The organism is Acinetobacter towneri DSM 14962 = CIP 107472, from assembly GCF_000368785.1.
In the GTDB taxonomy this organism is placed as follows: domain Bacteria; phylum Pseudomonadota; class Gammaproteobacteria; order Pseudomonadales; family Moraxellaceae; genus Acinetobacter; species Acinetobacter towneri.
Genome location: NZ_KB849690.1, coordinates 738,341 through 756,346, shown reverse-complemented (window position 1 = coordinate 756,346; position 18,006 = coordinate 738,341). Strand labels below are relative to the sequence as shown.

Below are 18,006 nucleotides of genomic sequence, written 5' to 3'. Positions count from 1 at the left end.
TGATTCCATAAAACCTTCTCCCTTTAGGAGAAGGTTTGAATGAAGGCACTCTACATATATTAGTCACTTCATCCCAAAAATCAGCTTTAACCCAAGCACTGTCATCACTGCCCCTGCTGCACGGTCAAAAATAGCCTTAAACTTAATATAAGCCTGACGCGGTTTTTCTGCAGACAAAGCCACTGCAACCAATGAACACCAACCTGCATCAATAAAAAAACACAGAATTGGCAGTACCACATAAAAATAGTTCGGTATTTCTTTAGGCAACAAAGCCGTAAAAATACTCGCCAAGACAATTGCAATTTTAGGGTTAGATAACTGCGTAATTAAACCTGTGGTAAACGCACGACGAAGCGACATTTGCTGCCCATCAGCAAGATTGGTTTGAATAGGCGCTTTGGCATGCTTCACAATTTTATAAGCCAAAAACAACAAATATAAACCACCACAAATTTTAAGCAGAAAATATGCTGAAGGCACTGCCAATAAAATAGCCTGCAACCCGATTACCGCCAATAAACCAAAAATTGCGGCACCCGTACCCGTGCCTAAAGCCGTAAATAAACCATGCTTACGTGAAATGGCTATGGAATTTTTTGCCACATAAATAAAGGTAGGCCCAGGACTCATTGCACCTAGCATTAATGCTGCCGCAATTGAACCTAATATAAGCAAGGATTCCAAAACCAACACCCGACACAACAAAATCGATTCTATTATTTTACAATTTTTACTGCATGGTTGTACTATTTGATCAAATTATTTATTGCCCTTTTTCCTACTAGATGCTCTAAGAAATTGATAATCAAGTTCATATTATAGGCATGCTCACCATAATGATGCCGCGGGATTCCATTTTTTTAATTTTGCTTTTTTGCACACTTACGGCATCACATCCAGAAAGATCCAAAATCACACCAAACATTACAGAACACCATTGATGAGAAAAGAATGAGATGTTTTTTCTCCTATTCTTAAATATATCGTTCGAGCATAGCATTCATTCAGAATGTAACTTCATTGTGTTTGGTACCGTGCCATTTATAATTATGTGTTTAATCTTATTGCTGATCTGTATGTTCAATAACATCGCCCAAGAAGTTCCTTTACAACGTATTGATTTTTATGGTCGTGAGCTATGGATAAAGCGCCTCGATTTAGTTCATCCCTATATTTCGGGCAATAAGTTTTACAAACTAAAATATAATTTTTTAGCTGCGCAAGCACAGGGTTATCAACACGTTCTGACTTTTGGTGGCGCATATTCAAATCATATTGCTGCAACCGCTTTTGCCGCTCAGCTGTTTGGTTGGAAAAGCACAGCAATCATCCGTGGTGAAGAGTTGGCAGAACGCCCTTATAACTCAACTTTGGCTTTAGCCCATAAAATGGGGATGCAATTTCGATTCGTTTCACGTGAAATGTATCGACAGAAAAACCATCCCGAATTCTTACAGTTTTTACAGCATGAATATCCCGATGCCTATATTTTACCTGAGGGCGGCACTAACGCATTTGCAATTCAGGGGTGTCAGGAAATTTTAAATGCCGATGATTTACATCAGTTTAATCTGATTTGTTGTGCCGTTGGTACAGGTGGCACAATTACAGGCTTGATTGAAGCAAGTCATCCAAATCAACAAATTTTGGGTTTTTCTGCATTAAAGGGAGATTTTTTAACGCAGGAAGTGCAACAACTTACCAGCAAAAAAAATTGGCAAATTACAGAAGAATTTTGCTGTGGTGGCTATGCCAAAACCACGCCTGAATTATTAGCCTTTATTCGAGCGTTTGAAAAAGAACATGCAATTCCACTCGAGCAAATTTATACAGGCAAAATGTTGTTTGGATTAAGTCACATGATACAACGTGGCGAATTTAATACAGGCGAACATATTTTGCTCATTCATAGTGGTGGTTTACAAGGCAGGCATATTGCACCTGCCTAATTCAACAGGCTTTTTTGCACAAAGATTTGAAAGGCAAAGCGCCCCGAATTCAGCCAAATTTAAGACGTAACTTGGGTAAGTGTTCGACCTAATAGCGTAAATCTGTTGAGGACTGCTACAGGTACGAACATTTCATTGACTTGACAATTAAAGCGACTTGCGCTGAGTTTATCTCCTGATCATTTGATGCAATGCATCTTAGTTTCAACCCAACTTCAAGGATTTAATTAGAAAGTATTTGATGGCTGCGTCGAAGTTTGTTTGTTTTCGTCGCTTTTGCCTTTTGATTGTGCAGACTAATGCCTAGTTCTGGATCCAACCAAATGGCAATATTTCCTCGATTGATGCGCTCAGTTATATGAAGACAAATGGGTGGTACGATAAAGTTTAATTGTAGGCTTATTCATTTTAAAATTATATTGTAGGACAAGTCTTAACAGATAGGTTAATGCAACACACACGAACTGAGTGCAACACAACGATGGTCTATTTGATGTTAAATTCCTCATGTTTTATTAAAAAAGATAAACATCTCAACCACAATTCAATTGCAAAAAAGCGGCAACGACAAACGATAGAGTCTATAATAATGCGCTTTCTCATTTCTCTCGGTGCAACATGGCAACTGCAAATCAATATGATGTTTTGGTATTAGGTGCGGGTGCATCGGGGCTGATGACTGCTTACATGGCAGCACAACGTGGTCGTAAAGTATTGGTGCTAGAAAAAGCCAATAAAGTGGGCAAAAAAATTCTGATGTCTGGTGGTGGTAAATGTAATTTCACCAACTTAGAAGTCGAACCAAACCATTATATTTCACATAATCCGCATTTTGTCATATCTGCACTCACCCGTTATACCAACTGGGATTTTATTGGTTTAGTCTGCGAATACGGCATTGAATATGAAGAACGTAAACACGGACAATTATTCACTTTAAACGGCGCTAAAGAAATTTTAGCCATGCTCTTGGCCGAATGTGAAAAAACCAATCTGGTCGATATTCAAACCAATTGTGAAGTCAAAGCTGTGAATGCCCTAGATGATCAAGGTTTCCAAATTGCAACGACTTTGGGTTATTACCTCGCAAGCGCAGTGGTCGTAGCAACAGGTGGTTTATCTATTCCAACTTTAGGTGGCTCTGGAATTGGCTATGAAATTGCCAAACAATTTGGTCATCGTGTTTACCCGACCCGTGCAGGTTTAGTGCCTTTTACCTTCTCAGACAGCTTTAAAGAAGTCACTACACGTTTAAGCGGTAATGCGGTGGATGCGACTTTATCAAATTCATTGACTAGTTTTACCGAAGCATTGCTATTCACCCATCGCGGTTTGAGTGGGCCGAGTGCCTTACAGCTTTCTAATTATTGGGATGTCGGACAAAGTTTTAAAATTAACTTTTTACCTTACTTAGAACTCTATGACTTTTTTAAAAATAAAAAGCAAAGCAGTCCTAAAGTTTTACTGCGCACCTTACTCAGCGAGCATCTGCCAAAAAGTGTAGTGGCTGAATTACAGCAACTGATTTGGCCTGCACTCTCTGAAACGGCAATTGGCAATATCAGTGATGAAAAGCTAGAACAGATTGCAGCACGTTTAAATGCCTTTGAAGTCAAACCATCAGGCACAGAAGGTTATCGTACTGCCGAAGTCACTTTAGGCGGAGTCGATACCCAAGAAGTTTCCTCTAAAACTATGGAAAGTAAAAAACAAAAAGGCTTGTATTTTGTTGGGGAAGTTTTAGATGTAACGGGACATTTGGGCGGCTATAATTTCCAATGGGCGTGGTCATCTGCACATGCAGCATCGGAGTATGTTTAAGTTTGCTTTTAGATGAAACATGCAAACAAATGAATGTGATAAAAATGATTCTAGTCTAAACAGAATAATATTGATCTTGCCGATCAAATTGCAAAATGACAAAAGCCAGTTTTTTCTAAACTGGCTTTTTCTTTAACACCGTCACGTACTATAAAGACTTAGCAATACGTGAATCCTATTATTTTATTCTAAATAATCGGTACGAAATAATACCAATTTTGGCGTATTTGCCAAACGTGACTCAGTTTGCTGCATTTTAAGCACAGCATTTTGTTGATGCATAGGTAACGAATTTGCCACTTGAACTTTTAAACTGATACGTAATTTGTTTAGCATATTGATTTCTCTCATTATTGTCATCCTTGCGCGAATTTTAAGACTCAAATATTTCAGCTTGGTTAAAACCCAAGTTTTTTATTTTTCCCTTAAACCCTCATCAAGCTTTCCAAGCGATTAATCTGATTTATCCAAATCAGTCTTTGGCTCATTCCTGCCAAAGTTGATTAATTTTTAACATAATTTAAGAGCTTGGTCTATCCTCTTTTGGATGATTTTTCTCAACATTTTCAGTTGGTTTTGCGGTGGCTTCTGGCTTGGCAAAAACAAATTTATAGGCTGCAACAAAAAAGCCGATGGTGATGCCAGCAATCACGATTGGGGCAAAAAACTTATCGGGTGCTGATTTGGACATTATCGTTTCCTCTTTTTTAATGAATACCGAAAAGAAATCGACCAATACGGTGATTGGTCGATCATCTTAGCGATTCAAATCAAAATTTGAACAGGTTATTTCGGGTCATTTTTTGGATGTTCATCAACATCTGGTTCAGCCTCACCTGTCGAACCAAATGGGTTGTTGACTGGTGGATGTTCAGGATCAACCTTTAAGGTATCTGGCACTGCATGATCAGTTGCCGCTTCAGGTGTTGTAGTCACATCACTTACAGACGCTTGCGGCTGCTCAGATACAATAGGTGTCATCACACTTGATGCTGACGTTGCCGTTTCTGTCTTGTGCAAAGGATTCGGTTGATTTGCCTCACGTTTAGCTTTATCAATCAAATCAGTTAACACACGCTCTGCAGGTTGACGACCACCTAAACCAAAGGCAAGTGCGAAAGCCACTGCAACAGAACCGAGAGTTAAACCAAAGGCCAAGTTCACAATCGAGTCTGCAATACCCATCGCGCGTAAGCCCATGGCAACCACCAAACCCATAATTAAAATACGGACTAAGTTTGCCAACCAACGTGAGCTGTTATATTCACCGCGCTGTACCACTTTGGCGACCAAATTCGCGAGCCAGAAACCCACCACCAAAATGACAGCACCCAACAGGATATCTGCACCAAACTGGATAAACATGGCAATCAAGCCGCTGACTTGATCAAAGCCCAAACGGTTCGCCGCTTCAGATACCGCAAATAGCATGGTAAAGAATACAATCAGATAACCGACTACACATGAAATTTTAGTCGTACCTAAAAAGCGCTGTAAGTCGAGTTTGGCAGGAATATCATCGACTCCTGTACCTGCAACCACTTCCACCACAATATTGGCTACAAAACGCGACACCACATAAGCCAAAATAAGAATCAGACCTGCCGCAATAATATGCGGGATCGCATTCATAATTTCATACAGCATGGCTGTCGCAGGCTGCGAAATGGCTTCAATTCCAAGTGCCTCAAAACCAATAATCAAGGCGGTGATGATCACCAAGGCGAAAACAAACGAACCGAGTAATTTAGGTAAATTTGAATTTTTAAAAATGCCAACTTTTTCAGCATGCTGTTGAATATTCAGGCTGCCTAATAAACCTTCGACAATGCCACGAACAATTTTTGCCAGAATGTATCCGACAAAAACAATCACGCCTGCAATGAAGATGTTCGGTAAATACAGCACAACTTCATTCACCATGTTTTGCACAGGGAACAACAGACCGTTTAAGCCTAAAATTGACAGCACAATTGGCAAGAACAGCAATAAAATCAGCCAATAAACAATTTCACTGATATTTTGACTTAAGCCACTCACACCCACATCGGCGCTGAGTTTTTCATCCAACTGAGTACGTGCCAACAGTTTTTGCATCCCCACTTTGACCAGATTTGCCAAAATCCACCCAATAAAAGCAACGGCTACAGCAGCCAGTAAAGAAGGAATAAACAGTAAGAACTGCTGAATCATATTACTGAATGGCCCACTGACACTGGTCAGATTCAACACATTCAGCGCACCAATGACCGCAATAATTAAAATCACCCAAAACACGACCCGCGACACAATCACTTCAATATTTGAACGATGCCCCGTTGCATTTGATAATTTTTGATCGGTACCTAATTTTTGTAGAACCTTTTTAATTCCACCCGCAACCAATAATGCAATCACCCACCCGACAAGTAAAATTGCGACTGCAGCTAAAATGGGTTGAAATTGCTCCCAATAATACATGGCATCAAAACCTCTGCCATGTAGGTTCCCATTAAAATAATCATTCATCTTGTTTAATCCTCATGGTGATTAGCTTCATTTTTAGGTTTGCACTACAGCGCAAAACTGCTTTTTATCGATTCAAATTATTGAGTAAAGCTCTACCCACCATAGAATTTGCATATTTTTTATTCAACCTTGGGATGCAGAATCGCAACAATTCTACAAAGGAGGGACAATAAACCTTGTGAAAATCCACAAAAAAGCCCTGCATCTAGGCAAGGCTGAATTTGTAAATACGATTTTTTGACGCTTAGGCTAAACTACCGATCTGTTGCTGTTGCAGTATTGCTGTCCTCTGCACGTGCTTCATCTCCAGCTGTGCCCGTTGTCGTGCTATTTGGCGTTGCTTGTTGTACGGTTGGATTAGGATGTCCAGGAGGTGCTTCGCTCGGACTCGGATTGCGATCCGCCATCATGTAAATCAGCAATGCCAATAAAAAGATTCCCACCAGTAGAAGCATATAGACTGGAATACGTTTTTTTCGCTTAATGTCTTCAGCTGAGTTTACATGAGGTGGTTTATTGAAATCATGCGGCATGTTCCCCTCACTTATGTATTTATCTGATGAATTTTCATACTAACAAGCTCCTCACGCTTATTGTGTGACAATACATAGCAAGATGGTGAAAAGATGTAATATACCTCAAGTACCACCTATGTTGCCCAATATCGACAAAGCTGCCTCTCACGGGGAAATGCGCTATAATCACGTACCGTTTTTTTGTGTACTTTGAACTTTATGGCGTATCGTCAACAAAGTGTATCGCTTGATCTTGACACTGACGTCACTCATCAATGTGCCTTGCACTATACCCGTGATGGGCATCTCATTGGTATTATTGAATTTAGCAAGCCCAGCTATCTGCTCAAATGGGGCGATTTGGAATATTTCCGTCGTCGTACCGAAGAATTTTCGGTCATGCCATTTCCAGATTGTGTAAATGCTATGATCATTGATATTCGCAACATTGCTGCATTTCTGGATAATGAAGTGCCAATTTTACCGTGGCGCTTACTTGAAGAAGAATGTCCTGTGCGTTTGGTGGTTCCACAAGAACGCTTAGAGCATTATGCAGGCTTTTTTGAACCGACTTGGCTAAGTAGCGACGTCGATAGCGCGATTCAGGAAATCCGCGAATATATGGATATGTTTGTGCATTAATCTCTTTAAAAAATCACTTTCAAGCTTTGCTCTCAAAAGCTGTTTTCAAACAGAAATCGTACAAAGTAAAAAGCCTCATCTGCAACGTTTTAGATGAGGTTTTTAAATGCATGATGAAAGTTACATTAAAAAATAAATTTTAGTGAATTGTGAAAATAGATTTATTTTATAACTTGATTTAGGCAGCCAAAAACAGCGTAAAACGCACCTAATATTTACAAAAAATTGTATTTTATTAGACGTATAGCACCCAACGACCTAGCGTTATATTTTTCATATTCAAGCGCCTGCCTTGCAATGGTTGAGCTTTGCTGAACTTTGATTTTCTAAAAAAGAGGTATCTTCCGCACGGATTGAGCCAATTTTTTCTTAATACATCTGCTCCATTCAGCACTTTCAAATTGCATTTTTTTTGCAAACTGCCGCCATGCAAACCAAGCTGACTACGCAAGTTTAAATATTTGACTTTGCCCGCAGCAAACATAATTGACACAAGACAAACACCAACACTTTCCAACTTCTACATTAAGTTGATGATCATAAACTAACAATATGAAACATGAAGCCTATACTGTCCATAAATTTAAACAGTGGTTATTTAAATAGCTGCATCACATCCTCACCAATAATTTTCAACAGCAATATTACCTTCCCCGCGGCGATTCATGCTTAAACCCCGTGCTTTTAAGGCTTCTTTGGTATCATCAACCATGGCAGGGTTACCGCATAACATCACATGGCTGGTTTCAGGGTTGAGTACACTGCCTGCAGCCTGTTCCAATTCGCCATTTGCAATTAATACAGGTAAACGATCATGCAAAGCAGCCTGAGGGTCACGGGTGATAATTGGGATAAATTTAAAGCCCGAATGCCCTTCGCCAAAAGTTTCGGCAATCTCGTGAATTTTATCGACATAAGCCAATTCGGCTTCAGTACGCACGCTATAAACCAAATAAATACGTTGATATTTTGTCCACGTTTCAAAATCTTGCAGCATGGATAAAAATGGTGCAAGACCTGTACCTGTAGCCAATAACCATAAATCATGTGGTGCAGGCAATTGATAACGCGCCAAGGTCAAAAAACCATACGGGATTTTTTCCAAGTACAGCTCATCGCCCACTTGAAGGTGCTGCAAGTTAGAAGTAAACGCACCATCTGGCACGACAATTGAAAAAAACTCTAAAGTTTCATCAAAGGGTGATGACACCACCGAATAAGCACGTACCACCAATTCATCGCCCACTTTTAACCCGATACGTGCAAACTGTCCTGCGGTAAATTTAAAATGCGCAGGTCGGGTCATGGTGAAGCTAAACAAGGTGTTGGTCCAACGATGAACCGAAAGCACTTTTTCTAAAGTAAATTTTTCAATTGACATGATTTGAGCGTGGCATGAAAGACTGTGCTCATGTTAGCATGTTGGGGTAATTTATGAATATTTTTAAATGTTAAGGCTTGATTCATGCGCATGACTTTACGCCAGTTGGCGGTTTTTGTAGCAGTTGCCCAAGAAGGGACAGTAACCAAAGCCAGTGATGCCGTTAAGCTCACCCAAAGTGCTGCAAGCATGGCCTTAGCAGATTTGGAAGATGGCTTGGGTGCTCCACTGTTTGACCGTTTGGGTAAGCGTCTACAACTAAATGATTTGGGTCGTTTTTTATTGCCACAAGCCTTAGAAATTTTGGGTCGTTGTGAAGCATTTGAGCAAGCCGCTAAAGGTGAGCTACAAAGTATTGATTTGCGTTTAGGCGCAACTCTCACCATTAGTGACTATTTGATGCCTGATTTAATGGCAGACTTTTTGCAAATTCAACCACAGGCGCATTTACAATTACAAGTGGGCAATACCCGCCAAATGATTGAAGCTGTGAATCAGTTTCAGCTAGATTTAGCCTTGATAGAAGGCTCTTGTCACTTACCCCAACTCCAATGTATTCATTGGCGTGATGATGAACTTGCAGTGTGCTGTGCGCCAAGTCATCCTCTAGCGCAGTTAAACCGTGCTTTAAGCATTGCAGATTTTGAAGATGCCGAGTGGATTTTACGTGAAGAAGGTTCAGGTACCCGTGAAGTGTTTGACAATGCAATTTTAAAAGACCTGCCTGATGCCAATATTCGTTTAACTTTGGGTCATAACGAAGCGATTTTAAAAATTGTCGCAGGTGGGATTGGTATGTCGTGTATTTCACGATTGGCGATTGAACCTTTACTAGAAAAAGGTCAATTGGTGATTTTAGATACACCTTTCTGGCAACTGACGCGCCCGTTATTCATGTTGGTGCATCGTCAGAAATACCAAGGGCCTGGCTTAAAGGCATTTATGAAGTTTTGCGACGCGAAATAGTTTATAAAAGAGTACCGATGATGGTACTCTTTTTTTAGCGATTAAACTGACTCTCACACGGTATGCCGTCACCATCACCGTCCATTTTAGTATTTGGACAATTTCGTATAAAGAATAATGCTTCTTCGTAAGACGTCATTTGACTACAGTGCTCACGCCCATCACAAGTAAAGTTCTGTTCAACAACAGGAACTTCTACTACTTTTTGTACTGATAAAGCTTCAGGCTGACTATTTTGCCAAGCTTGGTACTTATTAAATACTGCATAAGCCAAGCCGAATATAATCAATATACCAATATAAGTAACAAAATTGGATGGAGTTATTTTCAGACTTCTGCTGTCTTTTATGATTCTGCTTTGTCGTATGAATTGCCCTTGATTGAGGTGTATGCCTTTCGACTGCAACCTTAATATCTAGACGGACAATATTATCTGCTTTGAACTTGCCATTTTCTTCTACTTTACGAAATTTTAGATTTTCTCCCACTTTTAGTGGCAGATTTTTATTGGGAAAATCTTTAATATGAAAAAATAAATCTTTAGGCTCTCCTTCTATTTGAATAAAACCAAAGCCTCGTTCTTCGTTATAAGTTTTTATTTTCCCTTCTAAAAACATAAATTACTCTTTTCACGTTAATTTTTGATTATTGTACAAAAAAAGAGGCGAGAATGCCTCTTTTCTGTGCATGAAAACATTTAAAACTAACGCTTTAAGTTTGATAACAATGCAGACGTAATCGACGTATTCGCAGCAACCGCTTTGGCTTTTTTTGCTTTTTTGGATTTATCTTCTACAGGTTCAATATTAATGGCTTTATAACGATCACCATTTTGAACCACATTAAATTTAACGCGATCATTGCGCTTTGGCTCGCCTTCAGCCGCAGGAAAATCCGAGATATGGAAAAACACTTCACCTTCAGGTGCGGCAATAAATCCATAGCCTTTTTCGGCATTATATTGTTTGATTTTCCCTTGATATTGTTCAGATTTCATGGCTTAACCTTTTACGAGCTGCACTTTATATGAGTATATAAAAAAGAGGCAGTTAATGCCTCTTTTTCACCGACATTCGGCTTAATCTTTTTGCACTGAACCAAAAATTTTATCGCCTGCATCACCCAAGCCAGGCACAATATAACCATCTTGGTTTAAACCTTCATCTACCGATGCAGTAAAGATCACCACATCTGGATGCGCGGCTTCTACACGTTGAATGCCTTCTGGCGCTGCAACCAAAACCATCACACGAATGTCTTTACAACCACTGGCTTTGAGCAAATCAATCGCTGCCACTAAAGATGAACCTGTGGCAAGCATAGGGTCAATAATCATCGCAATACGGTTTTGTACATCTGGTACTAATTTTTTGTAGTACGTACGCGCTTCTAAAGTTTCTTCATCACGTTCCAAGCCAAGTACAGACACTTTGGCACTTGGAATCAAGTTTAAGAAACCATCTAACATGCCAATACCTGCACGTAAAATAGGCACAACCGTAATTTTTTTACCCGCAATACGGTCTACAGTGACTGCACCATTCCAACCCGCAATTTCGTGCTCGACCATAGGCAAATCTTTGGTCGCTTCATAAGTCAGCAACATGGTGACTTCTTGTGCCAATTCACGGAAGTTTTTGGTGCTGATATCAGCACGACGTAATAGCCCTAATTTATGACGAATAAGCGGATGTCGGATTTCATGAATAGCCACGGGAGAACACCTAAAAGGAAAGAAAAGCAAATATCCTTTTATTATATGCTGTTTTTATTGTGTATATAAACCAAAAAGCCCTCAATTTATGAAGGCTTTTTGACTGAAAGTTAAACTTCTTTCAAATTATTGCTGTGACAGCATGAAATGGATTGGTGACAAAATTTCAGCTTCAAGTGCAATTTTGATAATTGGGTCTGGATAAACACCAATCACCAATACCGCTAAAGCTGCAGCCAATACCATAATACCGCCCACTTTTTGACCCCAATGATCGACAGCATCCATTTTTGGTTCGTCTGGCGGTGTCATATACATCACCACCATAACGCGCAAGTAGTAGTACAAACCAATACCTGAACCCACGATGATCATCGCAGCTAAGAACCAGTGCTGAGTCGTTACCGCAGCCATCACCACCAAGAACTTACCAATGAAGCCTGCAGTTAATGGAATACCTGCAAGAGAAAGCATCATCACGGTTAATACAGCAGTCAATACTGGACGACGCCAGAACAAACCACGGTAGTCAGCCAAACTTTCAGCTTCTGCTACGTTGTTGTATGGGCTAGACATTAATGCCACTGCACCAAACGCGCCAATAGTCGTCAAGACATAGGTAATCACATAAACGCTGACATTACCCAAGCTTGCATAAGTCATGCTGATCAAACCAATCAACAAATAACCAAAGTGTGCAATTGATGAGTAAGCCAAAATACGTTTCAAGTTCACTTGACGTACAGCAAGGAAGTTACCCACCAAAATTGAAAGCACGGCAATAATGGTCATGATAGTTACAATCGAGTCGATCAGGATTGCCCCTGAACCCAAAATGTAACGCACGAACAAACCAATGGTTGCTACTTTCGCTGCAGTCGCAAGGAAGGTTGCGATTGGTGCAGGCGCACCGTCATAAACGTCTGGTGTCCATTTGTGGAATGGTGCCAAAGATAGTTTAAATGCCACCGCAAAGATAATTAAGCCTAAACCTAAAATCACCAATGGCTGTTGGATATTTTGCATTAATGCTTGCACAGAGTCATAGAACGACAATGAACCTGTGTATGCATAAATGTACGCCATACCCATAAGCAACATTGCTGAAGCAGTTGCAGACAATACCAAGTACTTCACGCCCGCTTCTAAAGATTTAGAACGCTGGTGGGTATATGCCAATAAGCCATACAAAGGAATTGACATTAATTCAAGGCTAATGAAGAACGATGCATAGTGCGAACTTGACACCATCAACATAGCGCCCGCCACTGAACACAACATTAAGATGTAGAGTTCTTCGCGGTTGTCTTTATACGTTTCAATATACGCATGTGACAAAGTAGAACATGCCAATGCAGCGATCAGAATCACCAGTTGATATAACAAGGTGAACGGATCAATCATAAACATGCCCATCACGCTGGCAGGAGCAAAATTCCCGCCAAACATCATGAGTAAAAGGTAAGCCGCAGCGAGGTTCAAGCCCACCACTGATGCTGTAGCAATTAAGTTATGGTTACGCTTAATTGCAGTAAGGATCATCACGATAATCGCAGTTAAAGCCACGATCATCACAGGAGCTAAAGGCATAAGCTCAGAAAATGACATTGTGAAGTTCATGGCTTATTGGATCTCCACATTTTCGAGTTGAGCTGTTACTTCTTGTGTAACTTCAACTACTTCTTGAACTGGGATGTAGCTATTTGCTAACCACGCCATACTTGAATTTGAAATATCAAGGAAGGTTTGTGGATACAGACCAAGCCATACTAGACCCAGCGCACAAATTGAAAGAATCACAACTTCACGTGCATTTAAATCTTTTAACGGATTTGCATAGTGTTGTTTTTGCTCTTCATTTGGTACACCAAATAAGGCTTTGTGAATCAGGATTAAACCGTAAACACCTGCAAAAACTAAACTGATTGCCGCAATAATTGTGAAGGCTGGGAACTGTTCAAATGAACCCATTAAAATCAGGAATTCACCAATAAAGTTACCTAAACCAGGAATACCAACTAACGCTGCCACAAAGAACATCAGGAAGAATGAAAGGTATTGGAATTGACCACGAATACCGCCCATTAAACGCATGTCACGTGTATGTACGCGCTCGTAAATTTGACCACACATAATGAACAATGCAGCAGATGACAAGCCATGTGCCAACATCATGATCATTAAGCCTTGGTAAGTCAGGATATTACCTGCATAAATTGCAAGTAATACGAAGCCCATGTGCGAAATTGAGGTATAGGCAAGTAAACGCTTCATATCGGTTTGCTGGAAAGCACACCACGCGCCGTAGAACACACCAATTAAACCCAAAATAATGGCGATGTCTGCAAACTGAGCAGAAGCCGCTGGGAAGAATGGAATCACGAAACGTAATAAACCGTATGCCGCAGTTTTAATCAAAATACCTGCAAGGTCGACAGAACCCGCTGTAGGCGCTTGTGCGTGTGCATCTGGTAACCAACCGTGTAATGGGAAAACTGGAAGTTTTACCGCAAAACCGATGAATAAACAGATCATGAAGGCATAAGCGACTGCTGGTAATTGTGCGTCAAGTGTATTCGCTACAGCCAATAAATAGTTGTAGTTGAATGAAATAGTACCTGACATCATGTATCCATAGATCACTAGACCTAAGATACCAATCAACATGATTAAACCAGCAACTTGCGTGTAGATAAAGAATTTGGTTGCAGCGTAAACACGTGAACGACCATTTGAACCTTTATGACCCCATAACGCAATCAGGAAGTAGATTGGTACAAGCATCATCTCCCAGAAGAAGAAGAACAGGAACAAGTCAATCGCAAGGAATACGCCAATTACCCCACCCAAAGACCATAAAAGGTTAAGGTGGAAGAAACCGACGTTCTTTTGAATCTCACCAAATGAACAGCCTACCGCTAAAATACCCAGTAATGCAGTTAAACCCACCATGAGTAAAGATAAGCCATCCACCGCTAAGTGAATGTTGATGCCTAGGGTTTGAATCCAAGGCAGCATAAATTCAGCCGACCAAGTTGGAACTTGAGCGCCTAATTCATAGTTATAGCTAGCACCTTGCCACAATGCGACAGTTAAGCCCAAAGTAACGAGCATGCCCACTAAAGCAATGTAACGCGGTAATTTATCGTCGAGTTTATCGACCAACCAGCAAATAAAACCTGCAATGAACGGAACAAGGATCAGCGCGGGTAGAATTAAATTGTTTGGAGTATCCATCTTATTTCCCCACGACCTGAATCACGATCAAGATCATTAGTAAGACCACCACACCAAGTGCCATACTCGATGCGTACTCACGTAATGAACCAGTTTGACGTGAACTTGTGAAGCTATGACCACCTTTCACCAGTGCAGGCAGTACTAACCACATACCATCCACTGGATCACGACCTAATAGTTTGGCAATCAGCAAGTATGGTTTTACAAATACGATGTCATACAACGCATCGAAACCAAGTGCATTACGGCAAATATTGGCAAGACCCGCACCCAATGAAGTTTGCGCGAAACCTTTTACAGCGTTGTAAGCAAAGGCAAATAACACCACGCCTACAGCTAAACCAGCCAAAGCCACGCCAATTGCAACATACTCTGCACCATGTGCACCTGCTTCTAATGCTTCAGGAATCACAAATGCTGGGATTTTTGCAGCATCAAGAATGCTCATCACTGGCGCTTTTAATACAATCGCTAAACCAGTTGAAAGTGCTGCAAGCACTGCCAATGGGAACCAGTAAGTTGCGCCTTTGATCTCGTGATACGGTGTGTTTTCTTTACCAAAGAATACAACCCAAATTAAGCGGAATGTATAAATTGACGTTAAGAATGCACCTGCTACACCCACCCAATATAAGGTGTTATATAGCGAAATACCTGCGATATGACTTTGCGTCCAAACTGCTGCCAAAATAGCGTCTTTTGAGAAGAAACCAATGGTCAAGAATGGAATCGCTGCCAATGCACCGCCACCAATCGCGAAACATGCAAACAGGAATTTGTTCTTGTAGAACAAGCCACCCATTTTGAAAATGTTTTGTTCGTGATGGTAAGCCAAAATCACCGCACCAGAAGACAAGAATAATAATGCCTTGAAGAATGCGTGAGTTAACATGTGGAATAGACCCGCTTGGTATGCTTCTGCACCAACTGCCATAAACATATAACCCAGCTGACTCATAGTTGAGTAAGCCAAAATACGTTTGATGTCGGTTTGAACCAATGCTGCAAAACCAGCAACTAGCAAGGTCACAGCACCTGTAATTGAAATGAATAACATCACTTCAGGTGCAAGTTCAAATACGCTGAACATACGGCAGCATAAGTAAACACCCGCAGTTACCATGGTTGCAGCGTGGATTAATGCAGATACAGGTGTAGGACCTGCCATAGCATCGGCTAACCAAGTTTGCAACGGAATTTGTGCAGATTTACCCGCAGCACCCAAGAACAACATTAACGCTGTCCAAATGGTGATCGACGAGCTTTGAGTCATTACATTGGCTGCATTTTCTACGATGTATTGTGTGTTCAACGTACCAAATTGTTGATACAACAAGAACAACGCGATCAGTAGGAAAACGTCACCCACACGTGTTACGGTAAATGCTTTGATTGCTGCAAAACCGTTTGCAGGGTTTTGGTAGTAATAACCAATCAGCAAGTAAGAGCACAAACCTACACCTTCCCAACCTAGGAACAATAACGCCAAGTTATCGCCAAGTACCAACAACAACATGCTCGCAACGAACAAGTTGAAGTAAGAGAAGAAACGTGCAAAGTCTTCTTCACCACGCATATACCATGATGCAAAGATGTGAATTAAGAAACCCACGCCTGTAATCATGCCCAGCATGAGCAAAGATAAACCGTCTAAGTGCAAGCTAAACGCAGGTGCAAAACCACCCACATTGAACCAAGTCCATAAATGTTGAGTCGTTGCAACCGAACCGTTGTTCACAAAGTCCATGCCTGCAATTAGCGCAAATAATGCAGACAGACCCACTGAACCTACGCCAATAATCGCAGCAACTTTTTCAGGTAAGTTGTTACGCCCTGCCGCTAAAAGGATAAAACCAATGAGCGGAAACAATACTGTTAGATATAAATAACTCATCCGCGCATCTCACTAGCAGCATCCACATCCAAATGATGGAAGCGATGATAGAACTGAAGGACGATCGCAAGACCGATACACGCCTCTGCCGCAGCAAGTGTCAAGATCAGGATAAACATGATCTGACCATCTGGTTGTACCCATGCACTACCAGCCAAGACAAACGCCAATGCCGCAGCGTTCATCATGATTTCAAGGCCCATTAAAATAAATAGTAGGTTGCGTCGCACCATCACACCGTAAAAACCGAGTGCAAAAAGAATGGTCGCGACAATCAAACCATGTTCTAAAGGGATGTTGCCCATTATTCTTTTTCCTCTTCTGCACTTGGTTCACGTTTACCGATGTGGAAGCCTGCAACCAAAGCTGCAAGTAATAACATTGCGGCAACTTCAACCAACAATAAGTACTGAGTAAAGAGTGCTTGACCCACTGCTTTTGGACCCACCATTTCGGTGCCCATAAGCGCGCTTGGTGCAGTGTAGTCTGAGCTTAATGACCACACTAAAACCAAACCAATTAGGAAGCTCATCAAAGCTGGGTATGCCCAAGTTGATGAAGTCAACCATTTACGCTCTTGCTCAACAGTTTGCTGACCAAGGTTGAGCATCATCACCACGAATACGAACAAGACCATGATCGCACCCGCATAAACAATGATTTCCAAGGCACCAGCAAATGGTGCACCCACGATCATGAACATGCCTGCAACCGCAAGTAATGACACGATCAAGCTTAATAAAGCATGTACTGGGTTCGCGTTAGTCACTACACGAACCGTAGAAACAATGGCCACGAGTGCCATCAAGTAAAACGGCCACATCATGGTAATAGACTCCGTACATCAATAGGTGCGCTTTCACGTTGCGCTTGACCTTTGTCTTTACCTGTAACAGCCATACCCGTTACACGGTAGAAGTTGTAGTCAGGATATTTACCAGGACCTGAAATGAGTAAGTGTTCTTTCTCATACACCAAGTCTTGACGCACATATTCACCTAACTCGAAGTCAGGTGTTAACTGAATTGCAGTCGTTGGGCATGCTTCTTCACACATACCGCAGAAAATACAGCGTGAGAAGTTGATACGGAAAAACTCTGGGTACCAACGACCATCTTCCTGTTCTGCTTTTTGCAGTGAAATACAACCAACTGGACAGGCAACTGCACAGAGGTTACATGCTACACAACGCTCTTCGCCATCTGGATCGCGTGTTAACACAATACGACCACGGAAGCGTGGAGGTACAATTTCTTCGGCTGGCACTTCCGGATACAAAATGGTGTCACGTTTACGTGTCACGTGTGAGAAAACCATCCACAGTGAACGTACAATTGACCCAAACCCAGCTAGAAACTTAAACATATTGTTCT

General features: G+C 41.1%; 19 protein-coding genes and 1 pseudogene. 4 read left to right on the top strand and 16 right to left on the bottom strand.

The features are described 5' to 3' along the window. Nucleotides 1–63: 63 nt before the first annotated feature. Entirely contained in the window at nucleotides 64–687 is a 624-nt protein-coding gene (locus tag F947_RS10820; protein WP_026438341.1) for a LysE family translocator, read from the bottom strand. Nucleotides 688–1,079: 392 nt separating this feature from the next. On the opposite strand from F947_RS10820, the gene F947_RS10815 reads away from it, so the two are divergent. Both F947_RS10815 and F947_RS10810 read left to right on the top strand, forming a co-directional pair. After that, entirely contained in the window at nucleotides 1,080–1,952 is an 873-nt protein-coding gene (locus F947_RS10815; protein WP_026438340.1) for a 1-aminocyclopropane-1-carboxylate deaminase/D-cysteine desulfhydrase, read from the top strand. 618 nt (nucleotides 1,953–2,570) lie between these two features. Further along, nucleotides 2,571–3,773: a BaiN/RdsA family NAD(P)/FAD-dependent oxidoreductase gene (locus F947_RS10810; RefSeq protein WP_004975494.1), complete on the top strand. Its 1,203-nt coding sequence runs from the start codon at nucleotides 2,571–2,573 to the stop codon at nucleotides 3,771–3,773. A gap of 183 nt (nucleotides 3,774–3,956) precedes the next feature. Here the strand turns inward: F947_RS10810 and F947_RS14645 are convergent, their stop codons facing one another. From F947_RS14645 to F947_RS10800, 4 genes are all read right to left on the bottom strand, one after another. After that, entirely contained in the window at nucleotides 3,957–4,124 is a 168-nt protein-coding gene (locus F947_RS14645; RefSeq protein WP_004975492.1) for a hypothetical protein, read from the bottom strand. A 169-nt stretch (nucleotides 4,125–4,293) separates the two neighbouring features. Then, nucleotides 4,294–4,464: a hypothetical protein gene (locus tag F947_RS14750; protein ID WP_004975491.1), complete on the bottom strand. Its 171-nt coding sequence runs from the start codon at nucleotides 4,462–4,464 to the stop codon at nucleotides 4,294–4,296. A gap of 95 nt (nucleotides 4,465–4,559) precedes the next feature. Then, nucleotides 4,560–6,281 (bottom strand): mechanosensitive ion channel, encoded by a 1,722-nt coding sequence (locus F947_RS10805; RefSeq protein ID WP_004975489.1) that lies wholly within the window; start codon nucleotides 6,279–6,281, stop codon nucleotides 4,560–4,562. A gap of 254 nt (nucleotides 6,282–6,535) precedes the next feature. Then, nucleotides 6,536–6,814, bottom strand: a complete 279-nt coding sequence (locus F947_RS10800) for a hypothetical protein (protein ID WP_004975487.1) — start codon at nucleotides 6,812–6,814, stop codon at nucleotides 6,536–6,538. 201 nt (nucleotides 6,815–7,015) lie between these two features. Here F947_RS10800 and F947_RS10795 point away from each other — a divergent pair, with 201 nt between their 5' ends. Then, nucleotides 7,016–7,438 carry a hypothetical protein gene (locus tag F947_RS10795; RefSeq protein WP_004975486.1) on the top strand — a complete coding sequence of 141 codons (423 nt, stop codon included), beginning with the start codon at nucleotides 7,016–7,018 and terminating at the stop codon, nucleotides 7,436–7,438. Nucleotides 7,439–7,673: 235 nt separating this feature from the next. Here F947_RS10795 and F947_RS10790 read toward each other — a convergent pair whose 3' ends face one another. Then, the gene (locus F947_RS10790) at nucleotides 7,674–7,931 is read right to left on the bottom strand and encodes a hypothetical protein (RefSeq protein ID WP_154648284.1); all 258 of its coding nucleotides are present in this window, start codon (nucleotides 7,929–7,931) and stop codon (nucleotides 7,674–7,676) included. Nucleotides 7,932–8,057: 126 nt separating this feature from the next. Further along, nucleotides 8,058–8,819: a ferredoxin--NADP reductase gene (locus F947_RS10785; RefSeq protein ID WP_004975484.1), complete on the bottom strand. Its 762-nt coding sequence runs from the start codon at nucleotides 8,817–8,819 to the stop codon at nucleotides 8,058–8,060. Between the two features lie 84 nt (nucleotides 8,820–8,903). On the opposite strand from F947_RS10785, the gene gigC reads away from it, so the two are divergent. After that, nucleotides 8,904–9,785, top strand: a complete 882-nt coding sequence (gigC, locus tag F947_RS10780) for a LysR family transcriptional regulator GigC (RefSeq protein WP_004975482.1) — start codon at nucleotides 8,904–8,906, stop codon at nucleotides 9,783–9,785. A 34-nt stretch (nucleotides 9,786–9,819) separates the two neighbouring features. On the opposite strand, the pseudogene F947_RS14385 reads toward gigC, so the two are convergent. The 9 genes and pseudogenes from F947_RS14385 to nuoI form a co-directional block, all read right to left on the bottom strand. Continuing rightward, nucleotides 9,820–10,402, bottom strand: a pseudogene (locus F947_RS14385) (cold shock domain-containing protein). Nucleotides 10,403–10,488: 86 nt separating this feature from the next. Continuing rightward, nucleotides 10,489–10,782, bottom strand: coding sequence for a cold-shock protein (locus tag F947_RS10765; RefSeq protein WP_004975478.1), 294 nt, complete (start codon nucleotides 10,780–10,782; stop codon nucleotides 10,489–10,491). An 81-nt stretch (nucleotides 10,783–10,863) separates the two neighbouring features. Beyond that, on the bottom strand, nucleotides 10,864–11,499 hold the full coding sequence (gene upp, locus F947_RS10760) for a uracil phosphoribosyltransferase (protein ID WP_004975475.1): 636 nt from the start codon (nucleotides 11,497–11,499) through the stop codon (nucleotides 10,864–10,866). Nucleotides 11,500–11,625: 126 nt separating this feature from the next. Continuing rightward, nucleotides 11,626–13,119 carry an NADH-quinone oxidoreductase subunit NuoN gene (nuoN, locus tag F947_RS10755; protein WP_004975473.1) on the bottom strand — a complete coding sequence of 498 codons (1,494 nt, stop codon included), beginning with the start codon at nucleotides 13,117–13,119 and terminating at the stop codon, nucleotides 11,626–11,628. A 3-nt stretch (nucleotides 13,120–13,122) separates the two neighbouring features. Continuing rightward, nucleotides 13,123–14,736, bottom strand: coding sequence for an NADH-quinone oxidoreductase subunit M (gene nuoM / locus F947_RS10750; protein ID WP_004975471.1), 1,614 nt, complete (start codon nucleotides 14,734–14,736; stop codon nucleotides 13,123–13,125). 1 nt (nucleotide 14,737) lies between these two features. Beyond that, the gene (gene nuoL, locus F947_RS10745) at nucleotides 14,738–16,633 is read right to left on the bottom strand and encodes an NADH-quinone oxidoreductase subunit L (RefSeq protein WP_004975467.1); all 1,896 of its coding nucleotides are present in this window, start codon (nucleotides 16,631–16,633) and stop codon (nucleotides 14,738–14,740) included. Next, nucleotides 16,630–16,938 (bottom strand): NADH-quinone oxidoreductase subunit NuoK, encoded by a 309-nt coding sequence (gene nuoK / locus F947_RS10740; RefSeq protein ID WP_004975463.1) that lies wholly within the window; start codon nucleotides 16,936–16,938, stop codon nucleotides 16,630–16,632. The genes nuoL and nuoK overlap by 4 nt, the downstream gene beginning before the upstream one ends. Further along, on the bottom strand, nucleotides 16,938–17,456 hold the full coding sequence (gene nuoJ / locus F947_RS10735; RefSeq protein WP_171062597.1) for an NADH-quinone oxidoreductase subunit J: 519 nt from the start codon (nucleotides 17,454–17,456) through the stop codon (nucleotides 16,938–16,940). Before nuoJ ends, nuoK begins: the two co-directional genes overlap by 1 nt. After that, nucleotides 17,456–17,998: an NADH-quinone oxidoreductase subunit NuoI gene (gene nuoI / locus F947_RS10730; RefSeq protein WP_004975460.1), complete on the bottom strand. Its 543-nt coding sequence runs from the start codon at nucleotides 17,996–17,998 to the stop codon at nucleotides 17,456–17,458. Before nuoI ends, nuoJ begins: the two co-directional genes overlap by 1 nt. Between the last annotated feature and the right edge of the window lie 8 nt (nucleotides 17,999–18,006).

Coding starts and splice junctions, on each gene's coding strand:
- F947_RS10815 (WP_026438340.1), top strand. CDS start 1,080: ATGTTCAATAACATCGCCCAAGAAGTTCCTTTACAACGTATTGATTTT.
- F947_RS10810 (WP_004975494.1), top strand. CDS start 2,571: ATGGCAACTGCAAATCAATATGATGTTTTGGTATTAGGTGCGGGTGCA.
- F947_RS14645 (WP_004975492.1), bottom strand. CDS start 4,124: ATGAGAGAAATCAATATGCTAAACAAATTACGTATCAGTTTAAAAGTT.
- F947_RS14750 (WP_004975491.1), bottom strand. CDS start 4,464: ATGTCCAAATCAGCACCCGATAAGTTTTTTGCCCCAATCGTGATTGCT.
- F947_RS10805 (WP_004975489.1), bottom strand. CDS start 6,281: ATGAATGATTATTTTAATGGGAACCTACATGGCAGAGGTTTTGATGCC.
- F947_RS10800 (WP_004975487.1), bottom strand. CDS start 6,814: ATGCCGCATGATTTCAATAAACCACCTCATGTAAACTCAGCTGAAGAC.
- F947_RS10795 (WP_004975486.1), top strand. CDS start 7,016: ATGGCGTATCGTCAACAAAGTGTATCGCTTGATCTTGACACTGACGTC.
- F947_RS10785 (WP_004975484.1), bottom strand. CDS start 8,819: ATGTCAATTGAAAAATTTACTTTAGAAAAAGTGCTTTCGGTTCATCGT.
- gigC (WP_004975482.1), top strand. CDS start 8,904: ATGCGCATGACTTTACGCCAGTTGGCGGTTTTTGTAGCAGTTGCCCAA.
- F947_RS10765 (WP_004975478.1), bottom strand. CDS start 10,782: ATGAAATCTGAACAATATCAAGGGAAAATCAAACAATATAATGCCGAA.
- nuoN (WP_004975473.1), bottom strand. CDS start 13,119: ATGAACTTCACAATGTCATTTTCTGAGCTTATGCCTTTAGCTCCTGTG.
- nuoM (WP_004975471.1), bottom strand. CDS start 14,736: ATGGATACTCCAAACAATTTAATTCTACCCGCGCTGATCCTTGTTCCG.
- nuoL (WP_004975467.1), bottom strand. CDS start 16,633: ATGAGTTATTTATATCTAACAGTATTGTTTCCGCTCATTGGTTTTATC.
- nuoK (WP_004975463.1), bottom strand. CDS start 16,938: ATGGGCAACATCCCTTTAGAACATGGTTTGATTGTCGCGACCATTCTT.
- nuoJ (WP_171062597.1), bottom strand. CDS start 17,456: ATGTGGCCGTTTTACTTGATGGCACTCGTGGCCATTGTTTCTACGGTT.
- nuoI (WP_004975460.1), bottom strand. CDS start 17,998: ATGTTTAAGTTTCTAGCTGGGTTTGGGTCAATTGTACGTTCACTGTGG.